Annotated in this window: 13 protein-coding genes and 7 pseudogenes; 7 read left to right on the plus strand and 13 right to left on the minus strand. The window is 69.2% G+C overall.

Annotated features, from left to right (window positions below; translation table 11 throughout):
• Nucleotides 1–211: 211 nt before the first annotated feature.
• The 4 genes and pseudogenes from ACZ7IB_RS47295 to ACZ7IB_RS47310 form a co-directional block, all read right to left on the minus strand.
• Nucleotides 212–1249, minus strand: a pseudogene (locus ACZ7IB_RS47295) (MFS transporter).
• A 105-nt stretch (nucleotides 1250–1354) separates the two neighbouring features.
• Nucleotides 1355–1702, minus strand: coding sequence for an SbtR family transcriptional regulator (locus ACZ7IB_RS47300; protein WP_470921438.1), 348 nt, complete (start codon nucleotides 1700–1702; stop codon nucleotides 1355–1357).
• A gap of 237 nt (nucleotides 1703–1939) precedes the next feature.
• Entirely contained in the window at nucleotides 1940–3118 is a 1179-nt protein-coding gene (locus tag ACZ7IB_RS47305) for a GDSL-type esterase/lipase family protein (RefSeq protein ID WP_470921426.1), read from the minus strand.
• A gap of 92 nt (nucleotides 3119–3210) precedes the next feature.
• A complete protein-coding gene (locus tag ACZ7IB_RS47310; protein ID WP_470921427.1) occupies nucleotides 3211–3621 on the minus strand; it encodes a TetR-like C-terminal domain-containing protein in 411 nt (136 codons plus the stop codon).
• Nucleotides 3622–3692: 71 nt separating this feature from the next.
• Here ACZ7IB_RS47310 and ACZ7IB_RS47315 point away from each other — a divergent pair, with 71 nt between their 5' ends.
• Both ACZ7IB_RS47315 and ACZ7IB_RS47320 read left to right on the plus strand, forming a co-directional pair.
• A complete protein-coding gene (locus ACZ7IB_RS47315) occupies nucleotides 3693–4184 on the plus strand; it encodes an FBP domain-containing protein (protein ID WP_470921429.1) in 492 nt (163 codons plus the stop codon).
• Between the two features lie 118 nt (nucleotides 4185–4302).
• Nucleotides 4303–5059: pseudogene (locus ACZ7IB_RS47320) on the plus strand (sensor histidine kinase); the annotation flags it as partial.
• Between the two features lie 18 nt (nucleotides 5060–5077).
• On the opposite strand, the gene ACZ7IB_RS47325 reads toward ACZ7IB_RS47320, so the two are convergent.
• Nucleotides 5078–5968 carry a hypothetical protein gene (locus ACZ7IB_RS47325; protein ID WP_470921442.1) on the minus strand — a complete coding sequence of 297 codons (891 nt, stop codon included), beginning with the start codon at nucleotides 5966–5968 and terminating at the stop codon, nucleotides 5078–5080.
• A 20-nt stretch (nucleotides 5969–5988) separates the two neighbouring features.
• On the opposite strand from ACZ7IB_RS47325, the pseudogene ACZ7IB_RS47330 reads away from it, so the two are divergent.
• Nucleotides 5989–7202: pseudogene (locus ACZ7IB_RS47330) on the plus strand (alpha/beta fold hydrolase); the annotation flags it as partial.
• A 68-nt stretch (nucleotides 7203–7270) separates the two neighbouring features.
• Here the strand turns inward: ACZ7IB_RS47330 and ACZ7IB_RS47335 are convergent.
• A complete protein-coding gene (locus tag ACZ7IB_RS47335; RefSeq protein ID WP_470921430.1) occupies nucleotides 7271–7480 on the minus strand; it encodes a hypothetical protein in 210 nt (69 codons plus the stop codon).
• An 89-nt stretch (nucleotides 7481–7569) separates the two neighbouring features.
• A complete protein-coding gene (locus ACZ7IB_RS47340; protein ID WP_470921431.1) occupies nucleotides 7570–7836 on the minus strand; it encodes a DUF4240 domain-containing protein in 267 nt (88 codons plus the stop codon).
• A 154-nt stretch (nucleotides 7837–7990) separates the two neighbouring features.
• On the opposite strand from ACZ7IB_RS47340, the gene ACZ7IB_RS47345 reads away from it, so the two are divergent.
• Nucleotides 7991–8245 (plus strand): hypothetical protein, encoded by a 255-nt coding sequence (locus tag ACZ7IB_RS47345; protein WP_470921433.1) that lies wholly within the window; start codon nucleotides 7991–7993, stop codon nucleotides 8243–8245.
• 39 nt (nucleotides 8246–8284) lie between these two features.
• On the opposite strand, the gene ACZ7IB_RS47350 is transcribed toward ACZ7IB_RS47345, so the two are convergent.
• From ACZ7IB_RS47350 to ACZ7IB_RS47365, 4 genes and pseudogenes are all read right to left on the minus strand, one after another.
• Nucleotides 8285–8614, minus strand: a complete 330-nt coding sequence (locus tag ACZ7IB_RS47350; protein ID WP_470921434.1) for a transposase — start codon at nucleotides 8612–8614, stop codon at nucleotides 8285–8287.
• Nucleotides 8562–8804 (minus strand): annotated as a pseudogene (locus tag ACZ7IB_RS47355) (transposase); the annotation flags it as partial. The pseudogene ACZ7IB_RS47355 and the gene ACZ7IB_RS47350, both read right to left, overlap by 53 nt.
• On the minus strand, nucleotides 8719–9381 hold the full coding sequence (locus ACZ7IB_RS47360; RefSeq protein WP_470921435.1) for a hypothetical protein: 663 nt from the start codon (nucleotides 9379–9381) through the stop codon (nucleotides 8719–8721). The gene ACZ7IB_RS47360 and the pseudogene ACZ7IB_RS47355, both read right to left, overlap by 86 nt.
• Before the next feature lie 56 nt (nucleotides 9382–9437).
• A complete protein-coding gene (locus ACZ7IB_RS47365; protein ID WP_470921440.1) occupies nucleotides 9438–10019 on the minus strand; it encodes a TetR/AcrR family transcriptional regulator in 582 nt (193 codons plus the stop codon).
• Nucleotides 10020–10103: 84 nt separating this feature from the next.
• Between ACZ7IB_RS47365 and ACZ7IB_RS47370 the strand changes: the two are divergent.
• Nucleotides 10104–10334 (plus strand): annotated as a pseudogene (locus tag ACZ7IB_RS47370) (FBP domain-containing protein); the annotation flags it as partial.
• Here the strand turns inward: ACZ7IB_RS47370 and ACZ7IB_RS47375 are convergent.
• Nucleotides 10318–10659: pseudogene (locus ACZ7IB_RS47375) on the minus strand (SDR family NAD(P)-dependent oxidoreductase); the annotation flags it as partial. The pseudogenes ACZ7IB_RS47370 and ACZ7IB_RS47375 sit on opposite strands and share 17 nt — an antisense overlap.
• A pseudogene (locus ACZ7IB_RS47380) lies at nucleotides 10655–11787 on the minus strand (helix-turn-helix domain-containing protein); the annotation flags it as partial. The pseudogenes ACZ7IB_RS47375 and ACZ7IB_RS47380, both read right to left, overlap by 5 nt.
• Before the next feature lie 175 nt (nucleotides 11788–11962).
• Here ACZ7IB_RS47380 and ACZ7IB_RS47385 point away from each other — a divergent pair.
• Both ACZ7IB_RS47385 and ACZ7IB_RS47390 read left to right on the plus strand, forming a co-directional pair.
• On the plus strand, nucleotides 11963–12664 hold the full coding sequence (locus ACZ7IB_RS47385) for a DUF4232 domain-containing protein (protein WP_470921436.1): 702 nt from the start codon (nucleotides 11963–11965) through the stop codon (nucleotides 12662–12664).
• Nucleotides 12665–12894: 230 nt separating this feature from the next.
• Nucleotides 12895–13359 carry a DUF6207 family protein gene (locus ACZ7IB_RS47390; RefSeq protein ID WP_470921437.1) on the plus strand — a complete coding sequence of 155 codons (465 nt, stop codon included), beginning with the start codon at nucleotides 12895–12897 and terminating at the stop codon, nucleotides 13357–13359.
• Nucleotides 13360–13530 lie beyond the last annotated feature (171 nt).

A 13530-nucleotide genomic window follows, 5' to 3' on the forward strand; every position in this document is an offset into this window, starting at 1 on the left:
GGCCCTCGACGAGTTGATGGACGAGGCCGACCAGCGGACGTAAGCCTTGCCCCAGCCTCACCCAGAAGCGGACATCAACTCACGAACCTCCCTCTCACAACTCACGAACAAGGCGTGCGACACGAGGTCGCTCCGGAGAAGTAAGGACAGCCGTATGAAGGGAAGTTGAAGAGGCTGGACTTCGGGCCAGTGTCCAGGCCCGTCCCCGCGCTCACATGCGTTTCTGGCAACGGAGGGGGTGAAGCTGAGCGTTCAAGCCCAAGAGTGCCTCGGCCATCGAGACGCCATAGGCAAGGGGAAGGCTGGACGGGCGAACGCAAGCGAACCTCTGATGATGCCCTGTGACGCGAAGACCGCGCGAGGGCATGCGGGCGACGGTCACAAGACCGCTGGTGTAACCCTGCACCTGGCCCTGCAGCTGGACCAGCTGCTGCTGGGACCGGGTGGCCGCGCCGCCAATGTGGTCGGCGATGTAGGACGCGGTGGCCGAGGCGGCGATCGTGTTCAGCAGCGCCGTACCGATCGCGCCGCCCACCTGCTGCGAGGTGTTGACCATCGCGAAGGCGACACCGGCGTCCCGGGGTTCGACGCCCTGGGTGGCCATGGACATGGCCGGCATGAACGCCATGCGAGGCCGAGCAGCAGGATTTGCGGCCGACCCGCGGCTCACGGATGACGAGGTACGCACCGGCGGCGACGATCGCGAACGGAATGTTGATGAAGAACGTCCAGCGCCAGTTCAGGTACTCGGTGAGGAAGCCGCCGAGGATGAGACCGGCGGCGCCGCCGCCACCGGCGATCGCGCCGTAGATACCGAACGCCTTGGCGCGCTTCTTGGTGTCCGTGAACATCACGGCGAGCAGGGACAGCGCGGCGGGCGCGAGCAGCGCGCCAAAGACGCCCCGAAGGGCAGGGGCGCCGAACATCATCGCCTCGTTGGTGGCCGCGCCGCCGAGTGCGGAGGCGACGGCGAATCCGCTCAGCCCGACGACGAAGGCCCGCTTGCGCCCGCACAGGTCGGCGATCCGGCCGCCGAACAGCAGCAGACCGCCGAAGGCGAGAGCGTAGGCCGTGACGACCCACTGCCGGTTGCCGTCGGAGATGCCGAGGTCCTGCTGGGCGGAGGGCAGGGCGATGTTCACGATGGTGGCGTCGGGACGACCATCAGCTGGGCGAGCGCGATGAAGACGAGTGCTTTCCAGCGGCCGGCGTCCGGGACGCCGGGAGCCTGCGCGGCTGTTTGAGAAATGGGGGGACCCACTTCGGGACGTGGTGAAGGGACGACTCGGCCACGGCGACGGCCGTGAACCCTGCCGTGCCGACTACTCCGGTGGCTTCCAGCCGCTCTGGTCGCTCAGCTGTTGCGCAGGTCCTCCATGGCCACGGCCGTGCCCGGGAGCGCGGAACAGGCCGTAGCCGGCAGCCCGTCCGGGAACAGCTGGAGATGACGGTGAACGAAGCGGTCGGCGCGGAAGCAGCCCGTGCCGAACGGGGGCCTGCTGAGCTGGCTCATGGCGATCATCAGGTCGCCCACGCCCACGTCCGGGCGGAGCTGCCCGGCCGTCCTGATGCGGTCCAAGACCTCGGCGATCGGTCGCTCGACCCGTTCGCGCGCCGCCTCCAGATCGGGGCGGTGCTGAAACGTGCTGTGCTTCGCCCTGACCACCGACCGCTGGACCGACGATCCCGACGCCCCCGGCATCAACTGATTCGGAACCCCTTCCTCATGCGCATCCTTGACCTCACCGCCCCCGGCGGCACCCCGCTGGACGGTCTCGACAGCACCGGCGCCCTCGGTCGCTCCGCTCGCCGCCACCACCGCAACCAGCCTCATGTGCCTGCGCTTGGGACCTGGCGCCCGCATCGGCCGCGCGGGCGGGAACTCCCCCAGCATCAGCGCGGCTACGTAGCGGTCGCGGTCTGCGTGACCGCGATGTGGTCAGCCGGTCTTGGTGGCGAAGGGGCCGCCATCGGCGAACGCTAGCCGCGCGAAGTTCTCGCCGATGCGGCGGTGTCCTGCGGGATCAGGGTGGACCTCGTCGGGCAGCGGGAATTCGGCGTAGTCCGTCTCGCCGTAAAGGTCACGGCCGTCGAGGTAGTGCAGGTTCGGGTCGTCAGCCGCCCGCTGTTCGACGATCCGGGCGAGTTCGTCGCGGATGACATTGAGCGTCAGTCGCCCGGCGGCGCGTTCGGCGGGATCGCCCGTGGCCTTGAACCGCAAGGTCCCGCCGTCGAAGTCGGGCGCGAGGGGGCCGGGGGTGTCCTCCTGGACCGGGCACAGGATGGGGGACACGACCAGCAGCGGCGTGGTCGGATGCCCCTCGCGGATGGTGTCGAGGAAGCCGTGGACTGCGGGGGTGAAGGCGCGCAGGCGCATCGCGTCGGTGTTGACGACATTGATGCCGATCTTGAGGCTGATCAGGTCCGCGGGGGCGTCCCGCATCGCGCGGGCGGTGAACGGGTCGAGCAGCGCACTGCCGCCGAACCCCAGGTTGACCAGCTCCACCCCGCCCTGGGCTGCGGCCAGAGCCGGCCAGATAGCGGTCGGGTGGGCGGCGTTCGAGCCGTGGCTGATGGAACTGCCGTGGTGCAGCCACACCCTGCGCCCGTTGTCCGGCGCCGGCTCGACCGGGGCATTGGTGCGCAGGGCTATCAGCTCGGTGATCTCCGTATGCGGAAGCCAGATCTCGACGTCCTTGTCACCCGTCGGCAGATCGGTGAACCGGGCGGTGCCAGCAGGCCCCTCACGCAGTTCGGCGGACTGGGTGACCATGTCGACGATCGTGCGGACGTTACCGTCGGCCACCGTGGCCTGGGCAGCGAGACGGCCATCAACCAGCAGGTCGTACACGCCGTCCGCCGGGGCCGGGAAACCTCGATAGACCCGCTTGGTAGGCAGCGTGTCCAGTTCGATGGTGGTGGCCCGGGTACGAAATGCCAGGCGCACGCCGGAGGGCTGCGCCTCGGCTACGGCCAGTTGGTTGTCAGGGATCTGCCGGCGAGCCCGAGCGGGCAGCCGATGCGGCAGCAAGCCGTGCGCGGTCCGTTCCACGTCAAGGAAACCGCGCAGGATGTCCGCGGTGACGGGTGTGGTGATCCAGTCGTGCTCAGTGTTCATTGTCCCAGCCTGTTGATCAAGATTTCCGGATTGTTCAGGTGCGCCGGTGCGCGGCGCGACGGACCGCCTCCGGCAGCGCGGCCCCCTGCTGGTCAAGGCGTGGTCCGGTTCCGCAGCAGAGCGTCGAGGGAATCCAAGATCCATGCCCAGGATTCCTGCGAGTCGACGGCGGTGTGGCTGAAGCCCCCGGCCATCTCCAGGCTGACGTAGCTGTGGAAGACGCTGCCCAGCATCCGGACCGCGTGCGTCTGGTCGTAGCCACGCAGGATCGCCCGCGTCATCTGTGCGTGCCGCACCCCGTCGCTGGCGGCCACCGTCTCGGGGTCGAGCCTGAGCCGGGCGGCGGCGCAGCGACCAGGATGCTCCCGGGCGTAGTCGCGGTAGGCATCCGCAAAGGCAGCCAGGGCGTCCTTGCCGGCACGCCCGGCCAGGGCCGCGACCCGGTCGGCCAGTTCCGCACCCGCCAGGGTCAGACGTTCCGGGGTCAGCCCTGCCCTAACCATAACCTCTCCCCCATTCGGCGACAACCGTTATGTATTTGCCTAATAGTTTTAGGCAAACTAGCATGCCAATCATGAAACCGCTGACTGAGCAAGAGATTCGTTCCGCGTTCGTGAACTGCACCAAGGGCGAGGCCAAGCGCCTGACCGTCCCCCGCGACCTGGCCGAGCAGTGCTGGGACGACCTGGACTTCCTGGGCTGGCGAGATCCCCAGGCCCCCGACCGGGCCTACCTCGTGACCGAACTCGACGGCCGCCCGGTCGGCATCCAGCTCCGCTCCTCCGGCGTCGGCTCCTGGCAGATGCGGCGCAGCATGTGCTCGGTGTGCGTGACCACCCACACCGGGGGCGTCTCCCTGATGGTCGCGCCGAAGTCCGGGAAGGCCGGACAGCAGGGCAACTCGGTCGGCATCTACATGTGCAGCGACCTGGCCTGCTCCCTCTATGTACGCGGGAAGAAGGACGCAGGCATCGGCGCACGCCTCCACGAGTCCCTCACCCTGGAGGAGAAGGTCCAGCGGACCGTCGCGAACCTCGCCGCGTTCATCGCCAAGGTCACCGCATGAAGCAACCAGCCACGCACGCCACGCCTGCCCGTATTGGATGTGTCGCGGCGCCATTCGCACTTTTCGCTTACGGGATCACCCGTTGGACAGCCCGTCACGTGGTAGCGCGAGGTCAGAATTGTCGATCACGACCACTGCCGAGCCGACGCGGGCGCCTCAGGGACTGGCGGGGTGTCGGTGGCTGTTCCCGTCCGCGCTGGTCCACGAGTTGGAATCGGGCGCCCGCACATCCGACCGGCGGCCGCGGCGTACCGCGCGACTGGGCCGTCGACTTCTCCTGCTTCCTGCTGGCGGTCGTCCTCGGCCTGACGGCCGCGCACTCCCTGCCAGACGAACCAGGCCTGTCGCACCCCCTCGCCGTCCTCGACCAGACGCTCGGCGCGATCGCCTGTGCGGCGGAATGGCTGCGGCGCCGGTGGCCGGTCGGCCTCGCCGTCGCGATGGTCCCGGTCGTTCTGCTGTCCAACACCTCGGGCGGGGTGGCGATGGTCGCCGCGTTCACACTTGCTGTCCACCGGCCTTTCCGCTACGTGGCCTGGATCGGCGACGTCGGCCTCGCGCTGGTACCGCTCCTCTACTGGCTGCGCCCCTACCCCGACCTGCCCTACGCCGGAGTCGTCGCGTTCACCGAGCTGTTCAACGTGTCGATCGTCGGCTGGGGCATGTTCGTCCGTTCCAAACGGATGCTGATGCTGAGCCTCAGGGACCGGGCACACCGGGCGGAGACCGAGGCGCGGCTGCGTGCCGAGCAGGCCCAGCGTCTGGCCCGCGAGGCCATCGCCCGTGACATGCACGACGCCCTCGCGCACCGGCTCAGCGTGCACGCGGGCGCCCTGGAGTTCCGGACGGCCGCGCCGCGCAAGGAGATCGCGCGGCCTGGCCGGCGGCGGGCGTCAGCTGCCCCGACCGTTCCATGAACGCCGCCGCTGCGGCAAAACCGCCGCGCAAGCGCGCCCGGTCCGCGCACCGCTCCAGCTCCGCGGCGACGTCCTCGTCGGCTTCCACCACCGCATGCGCCCGGTGCCACGCCTTTCGGTCGAGGTTCGTCCCGGGATCGGTCGCCGCGGCGAGCGCACCGTGCACACGCCGACGCGTCCCCGGGGTGGCCGACGCGTACACCGCGGAGCGTACGAGAGGATGGCGGAAGCGCAGCCGGGGCCGAGGGTCAGCAGCCCGGCGTTCTCCGCCGCGTCGAGCTCGGTGGTGTCCAGCTCAAGGATTCTCGCGGCGCGTCGCAGCAGGCCGAGATCACCGACCGGCTCCGCCGCCGCGAGCACCACCAGCAGCGGCGCGGCGGGAGGCAACCGCTCGAAGCGGTGAACGAACTGTTCCTCCAGCGCGTCCACCACGCTCGCCCGGGAATGCCGCGGACTGGGCACCCCGAAGGGTCCCGCGTCGTGCGCGAACTCCAGCAGCGCCAGCGGGTTGCCGCGCGCCTCGGCCAGAATCCGGTCGAACACCTCGGTGTCCAGTCCGGCTGGCCCCGCCGTCCCCAGCACGGTCCGGGCGTACTCCTCACCCAGACTCGTGAAAGCTAACCGCGGAAGATCCGTGAGACCGGGTACCGCGCCGACGTCACGTGCGGCAAACACCACGGCGATCCGCTCGACAGTCACCCGCCGGGCCACGAAGACCAGCGCCCGCCGTGAAGCGTCGTCGATCCACCGGGCGTCGTCCACCACGCAGCAAACCGGACGCTGCCGCGCCAGCTCTTTCAGCAGCCCCAGGACGGCGAGACCGACCGTCAGCGGGTCGGGCGACGTCTGTTCGCCGAGACCGAACACCGCCTCCAGCGCCCCCCGCTGTACCGGAGGCCGCCCTGCCGGGGCTGGAGTGCTCGACTCTCAAGGTCCCGCTCGACTACCGGCACCCGGAGGGGAAGAAGATCGAGGTCGCGATCTCCCGCCTGGCGAGCACGAAGCCGGAAAAGCGCCGAGGCGTGCTGTTCACCAATCCGGGCGGCCCCGGCGGGGCCGGGCTCAACTACCCGGCCCTGCTCAAGCTGGGCGGTCTGCCACAGAGCATCCTGGACACCTACGACGTGATCGGGTTCGACCCGCGCGGCATCGGCCACAGCACCCCCGTGACCTGCGACCTGACGCCGGAGCAGCAGGCCCGGGGCAACTTCCCGAAGCAGCCGGACACCCTCGCCGACGTCGCGAAAGAGGCGACGTACGCGAAGACCGTCGCCAAGCAGTGCGCCACCTCGAAGACGGCGTCGCTGCTGCCGCACACCACCACCGCGAACACTGCGCGGGACATGGACCGTATCCGGGTCGCGCTGGGCGAACCGAAGATCTCGTACGCACCTGCCTCGGCGCCGTGTACACGACGGTGTTCCCGCAGCACAGCGACCGGATCGTGCTCGACAGCAACCTGGGCCCCGACGACTACGACGCGACCGCCCTGCGGATGTTCGCCCGCGGCCTCCAGGACCGCTTCCCGGACTTCGCGAAGTTCGCCGCCGAGCACCCCGAGTACGGCTTGGGCACCACCCCCGCGCAGGTGACCGCGAAGTACTACGAGCTTGCCGCGCACCTCGACAAGAAGCCGGTCCGGGAGGTCAACGGCACCCTATTCCGGGGTGCCACCTTCGGCTCCCTCTGCACCGAGGCGGGCATGACCGAGCTGGCCAAGCTGTGAAAGGCCGTCGACACGGACACGCCGCTGCCGGCCCCGCCTCCCGCGCTGCCCTGGGAGAACCTGGAGAACTCCTCCTCTGGCCGTCTCGCCGTGATCTGCGGCGACTCGCGCTGGCCGCGCTCGGTTCTGTCCTACCAGGCGCACGTCGCCATCGACCGGCTCCGCTACCCGATGCTGGGCGCGATGGCGGCCAATATCGGCCCGTGCGCGTACTGGCCGACCAACCCGGTCGAGCCGCAGGTGCGCATCAGCGACCGGGGCCCGTCGAACGTCCTCATGGTGCAGAACGAGCGCGACCCCGGTACGCCGCTGGTCGCTGCCCGCAAGCTGCGGCAGGCATTCGGCAAGCGGGCCACGATGGTCACGGCCGACCAGCGCAACTGGCTGATCAGCGGGACCGATGTGAGGGTCCTTACCGTGCTGATTCCGTTCGTTCTTCAGGGTCACGCGGGGGGCTCTGTGAGGTAGAGGGCGGCAAGTCGTGGCAGGCGACAATGCATCTGCTCGGCGTCGTCGAAGTCGAAGCCCTCGCCCGTCTCCGCGTCCACCTGTTCACGGGGCTGGTCGTTCCAGTATTGGTTCCACGCCTCGTAGGAGTCCTCTTCACCGCCGCTGAGCTGCTTGAACGAGTATGGGGCGGAGTAGTTGACCACCTCGTAGAACAGGACGTCGTCGTGTTCCGCTGCAGCCTCAACGACGAGGGGTGTTCCGCGAGGTCATCGAGGTTGAGGGCGATCCGCTCCTACCAGCCTCGTCCCTGGGCGATCACTCCTGCGCGGAAGTCGATGAAGCTGTCGTCCGAGCCGCCGCCGCCGATGAGGTACGCCGCTGCCCAGACGTCCCAGCGGAAAAGGGCGTCGTGAAGTTCGTCGAATCGCTCCTGGTACTCCAGGACCTCCCTCTTCGAACGGGCGGCCAGCAGGCCGACCAGCGCCTGGTCGAAGGTGCCGATCTCCTCAGCCTGCGAGCGTGCGGTCTCGATGAGGTGCCAGAACTCATCCGTTTCCATGCGGCGGCACTCTGCCAACCAGGTATGACAGGCGGTCCTGCGGAGCGTCGGGAGAACTGTCAGGACCTCCGCGTAGTCTGCCGCGCATGAGCACGATCGGGGAGCACTGGAGGCTGACATCTGCCGAGCTGGCCCGGGCTGCCCAAGGTCCGGAATGGACGGATTGAAGGTCGACATGGATGGGTTGACGGTTGCTGAAGCCGCCGAGAGGCGCTTCGCCTGGGTCGACGAGCTGGAAGAGGACTACATCCTGCCCACCGTCGCGGTCGTCGGTGTTGAGCGAGATGAGGTGAACCGCCGACTACACGGGGCCCCGGACACCGGTGGGCGCTTGACGGCGCGACAGGCCGCCGACGAGACGGTACGTCTGTCATCGGGTGTCACTTCCTGTTCGAAGATCCACCGTTGACCGTACAGACCCGGCCGTTAGGCCGGGCGGCCCCTTTGGTCATGCGCCGGCCGGGGCGAGGTGCCAGGCGCCGCTGGTGTGGGTGAGTCCGAGGTTGATCAGTCGGCGGAGGTTGAGGGCGGCGGCTCGGGTGTGGAGCCAGGCGTCGTTCTTGAGGGTGCCGCGGTAGCGGAGTTTGCGGTTGCCGTGGTGGACGAGCCAGGCGACGGTGCGTTCGACTGGGGGTCTCCAGCGGCGGTAGTCGGCCTGCCAGGCGGGGTCGGTGGCGGGCGGCTGCTTGGAGGTCGTGGTGCGGGCGGTGGTCAAGATACGTCCGTCCACGCGCGGCCTTCCACCGCAGGTCGCACCGCAGTTCCTGGACCGTCTCAAAGTCCGACAGCCCGTGCAGGGCCTGCAGCGTGATTACGGCGGCCAGGATCTGCGGCGGCATACTGGGCCGCCCGTTCGCCGACGGATACACGTCCGCGAACATCTCAGCCGGAAACAGCCGGCCCCGATGCTCGGCCAAGAACGCGAACACACTCCCAGCCGGAATCAGATCCCGACACGTCTCCCACACGTCCGGCCCGACGCTCTCGCCGATCCACTCGCCCATCGCCACAAGACGAGTTTGGCCCTGCCGCTCGCGCGGCAGGGCCAAACCCAAGATCTTCATGAGTCTTCCAGCAGTTCATCCGGATCAGGACGTCGATCTGGGCGGGGTTGTAGAGGTCGAGGGCGGCCAGGGCGAGCGCGCGCCGGGCGAATTTCTCCCCGTGCGGTGAGTCGGCGCCGAGGTCCTGCAAGCTCGAGAACTCGGTGAGCGTCTTCTTGACGGCGGGTGCCAGGCGCAAGCGCTCGGTCAGGTCTTGACGGGTCTGCTCGTCGGCGTCGGCAGGCAGGCGGTCGAACTCGGCGAGGGCGGAGTCCGGCTCGCACATCCGCGGCGTGTCCGCGTAGGCATCGAGTACCGACTGGCCGAGGGCCTGGGCCATAACGACGGTCAACGAACGCTCGGCCGGTGAGACGCCCGCGCGGGCGACGGCCTCGCCCAGGCAGGGCGGAAGGTCGGTCGGTACGGCTTGGCGCAGGATCAGGGCGATGTCCGTGAGCATCCGTTGCAGCCGTTCGATGGTGACGGCGAGTTCGGTGTCCAATCCCCGCAACGGTTCACCAGGAGGGTTCAGTCGGCAGAGGCGGCCGGAAGGGTTGGTCAGGAGGTGGTGGGCCAGGTGCGCAGCAGGGTGTCGAGCGCGTTGAGGATTTCGGTCCAGCTCTCCTGCGAGTCGGGGGTGCTGTGGCTGAAGCCGCCAGCGGTCTCCAGACCGACATAGCCGCTGAAGACGCTGCCCAGCAGCCGCACCGCGTGTGTCTGGTGCGGTTCGGCCAGGTTGTATCCGCGCAGGATCGCCCGCGTCATCTGGGCGTGCCGGACGCCGGCGCTGGCGGCCGCCGTTTGCGGGTCGAGCCGGAACTGGGCTGCGGCGAAGCGCCCCGGGTGCTTGAGGGCGTAGTCGCGGTAGACGTTCGCGAAAGCGGTCAGGGCGTCTTTGCCGGCCCGTCCGGCCACCGCGGTGGAGACCTGGTCGGCGAGTTCCTCCAGGGCGAGCAGAGCGATCTTGGTCTTGAGGTCGTGGGCGTTCTTCACGTGCGAGTACAGGCTCGCGGTCTTGACACCGAACCGCCGGGCGAGTTCCGCGGGGGTCGCCTGCTCGAAGCCGACCTCGTCGGCCAGCTCTGCCCCCGCCCGGACCAGGCGCTCCGTGGTCAGTCCTACCCGTCCGGCCTGCGCCATGTTCATCCTCCGAATCGCTTCTCATCCCTGATATCGATGATTATGTACTCGCCTAATCTGATTAGGCAAATTAACGTGCCCTTTATAAAGCTGCTGCCCGAGCGAGAGATTCGTACCGCGTTTGTGAACTGCACCAAGGGCGAGGCCAACCTGAGCGTCCCCCTCGACTTGGCCGAGCAGCACTGGGACGACCTGGACTTCCTGGGCCGGCGAGATCCCCAGGCCCCCGACCGGGCCTACCTCGTGACCGAACTTGACGGCCGCCCGGTCGGCGTCCAGCTCCGCTCCTCCGGCGTCGGATGGACGAGACGTGCACGACCACGCCGGAACCCCGCTCAACCATCCCCGGAACCAGAGCCCGGTCGAGCCGGACGGCACTGAGCAGGTTCATCTCCAGGTCCGCACGCCACGACTCGTCGGACCGCTTCAGCGTCGGCACCGGGGCGCTCGCGGCGCCCGCGTTGTTGACCAGGACATCCACCCCACCCACGCTGTCTATGACCCGTCGGCCGAGCTCCGCTGCTCCTTCATCCGTCGCGAGGTCCGCAGGGATGAAAGTGACCGGCAGATCCTCCGGCGGCGCGCTGCGCGAGGCGGTCAGCACCGTCGCGCCTGCAGCGGCGAATCGACGGGCAGTCGCCTCGCTTGGTGTCGACGCCACCCCCGCAGCCGACCCCCATCGCATAGTCGTTCCAGGCGAGCGGCGCGCCCTTGGCAACGACGCGTACGTGCAGCGCCTCCAGGACGACCGTGTCCTGCCCGGTGCCCTGAACGGTCAGGGCGACGCGCTGCTCCCCCGAGGAGACCGCGCCGTAGGCGGCGGCCCAGCGCGGCGCGTCCTGCTCGTTCGCGGGCGGGCCGACCTGCGCGGGTGCGCTGTCGACGAGGAAGTGCTGGCTGCACGGGTTGTCGTAGACGTAGCGGCGGGAGGCGACGTTCAGCGGCACGGCGGCGCTGCCACTGGTGGGCTCGGCCGCGCCCTGCTCGCCGCTGTCGTTGGATGTGCCGGGCCTGGTCCTGCCCGGTTCGACGGTGGAGGCGGAAGCGGACGGCCTGCGGCTCTCACCGCTCGGGGAAAGCGTGGCGAAGTCTGTCGCTGACGGCTCCGTGGCGTCCGCCGCGCCGGCGGCGCCGGCTGCCCGCTGGCCGGGTCGTTCCCGTCCCCGCCGAAGGGCACATTGACGGCGAGCGCCACGGCTCCCAGCACAGCGGCCACCGCGACGGAGGCGATCAGCGCGCTACGGCGATGCCGTGGCGGCGCGGGCTTGCGCGGCACATCGACGACAAGCGGCTCACCACCTTCGCCAAGTCCGTGCGTTGACGCCGCGCCGGCCGAATCTGCCGGCGATCCGGTATCCACCGTCTCCGGCGAACCAGTTCCACGAGCCACCCCGGCTGAACCGGCCTCCTGAGCCGAGCCCGTCGCAGGGGCCGGGTCCGCGGCGGTGTCACCCGCGTTCCTCGCCCCGGCCGCCGTGGACTGCTCCGGCCTGCCCGTTCGTGCCGCGTCTGCCAGGATCCAGCGCCGGTGCAGCTCCACAAGCTCCTGAGGCGTTGCCCGGCACGCCCGTGCGAGGCGCTCCGCCGGTGCGTACTCGTTGGGCACTGCGGTGCCGTTGCAGTAGCAGTGCAGCGTCGACGTGCTCATGTGCAGCCGCTTTGCCAGCGCCCCGTAGCTCAGCCCTGAGCGGTCCTTCAGCTCCAGCAGCAGCGCCGCGAACTCGTCCGTCCTCCCGGCCCCTTTCGCCTCCGACACTCGTTCCACCATCCCCCCTTGTCCCATTCACGCGTTCCAGGGGCACTGTGTTTCCCCTGCTCAGAGCACATTCCAGTGTTTCGGTGTCCCTAACTCCCCGCTGTCCATGGCGGCTGGGACGGATCACCCCACAAGCTCCAGTCATCCAAGCGCCACACCCACCCGAACACCGAAGGGCCACGGCCACATGTCCAGCATCCGGAACTCCCGCACCCGCCTTATGACCGCCGCCGCGACCGTCGCGCTCGCCGCCCTCTCCCTGACCGCGTGCAACGACGGAACGGACGTGAGGGACGAGGGCGCGTCAGCGGATTCCTCCACGAGTGCCTCGCCCTCCGCGACCGCTCCCGCGTCGCCGGCATCCGCCTCCGGATCCTCCGATCGCGCCTCCTCCCCCAGCGATGCGAAGCCGGCCACCATCACCTCGAAGCCGGCCGCGCATGCCCCCGCCTCCTCCGGCAAGGCGGTCACCTGCGAAGGGTCCAACACCAAGACCGCCGCAGCCCCGCTGAACCGCCCCATCAACCACATGCTCCTCACCGTCACCAACACCGGCAGCAACACCTGCTACCTGTACAGCTACCCGGCCGTCCGCTTCGGCGAGGCCCAGTCGGTGCCGCCGGTCATCGAGGACTCCAAGCCGCAGGCCGTCGTCACACTCAAGCCGGGCGAGTCCGGCTATGCCTCCGTGAATCTGTCCGCCGCCGACGGCAGCGGCTCCCACGGCCGCACGGAGAAGTCCCTGGTCGTCTACTTCCACGGCCGCTCCGGCAATGAGAGCGTCGGTGCGGGCGCCCACCCCTCACTGCCCGCCAAGGGCGTTTACATCGACGACTCGCTCGAGGTCACGTACTGGCAGCAGTCAATGGACGACGCTGTCAACTGGTGATCTCCCGAAACATGTCCACCGTCGGGTGCTGCGTTTGGTGGCCCCTTTCGCGGGCGCAGCCTTCCATGTGCTCCCTCTGGGCCGCTGAGGGCGCGGACGGTGACACACTGGGCGATCAGCAGGACGTGCATGCGGACCTGACTGCCCTGCACCTCCGCCTGGCATGACGGCGTTCCCAGTCAGCGCGGGCGGGTTCGGTGGCAGACTCCTTGAGGAGAAAAGGAGTTGCCATGGGGTTTGGCTTCCGGGTCGATGTGCCGGGAATGAGCGTGCGGGTCTCAACACGAGGTGTACGTACGTCGGTCGGTCCCCGCGCGGCACGCATCAGCGTCGGCAGCGACGGAGCCCGTATCTCGTCCGGACTCGGCCCCTTCTACGCCTCCAGCTCGCTGCGCGGCGGAGGCAGCCGCCGCGGCACGAGTATCCGCCGCACGGCCTCGCGCCCCAGATCCGTGGCGCCTTCAGCGGCGCAGCTCGACCGGGCACGTGGGCAGGCGGAGCGGGCACAGCAAGATGCCCAGCGGGATGCAGCTATCGCCGCGGCCGACGAAGCAACCGCCCACGCGGCCATGGCCGCACTCGAACTGCAGTGGGCAACGTCAGGAATCGGGCCCGTGCGACGAGATCCCGGGGAACCGGGGAGCAGAGCGCGGGTGTACGCGGACACCCGCCATCGCCCCGTCACCTCCGCATGAATCCAGTAACCCCATACGGGAGATCGGGCCGGCCGGCACCCGGGCCGGTCCGATCGCCAGGATCAGCGGCGCAGGGCCTAGGGCGCGTATCGAGTCGTGATCAATCTGTGGGATTCGCCCTCGCGGCGGGGCCTGGACCGGTAGATGTTCTTGCGTGACGCGAGTGCAACT

Source organism: Streptomyces sp. NPDC037301, assembly GCF_055602785.1.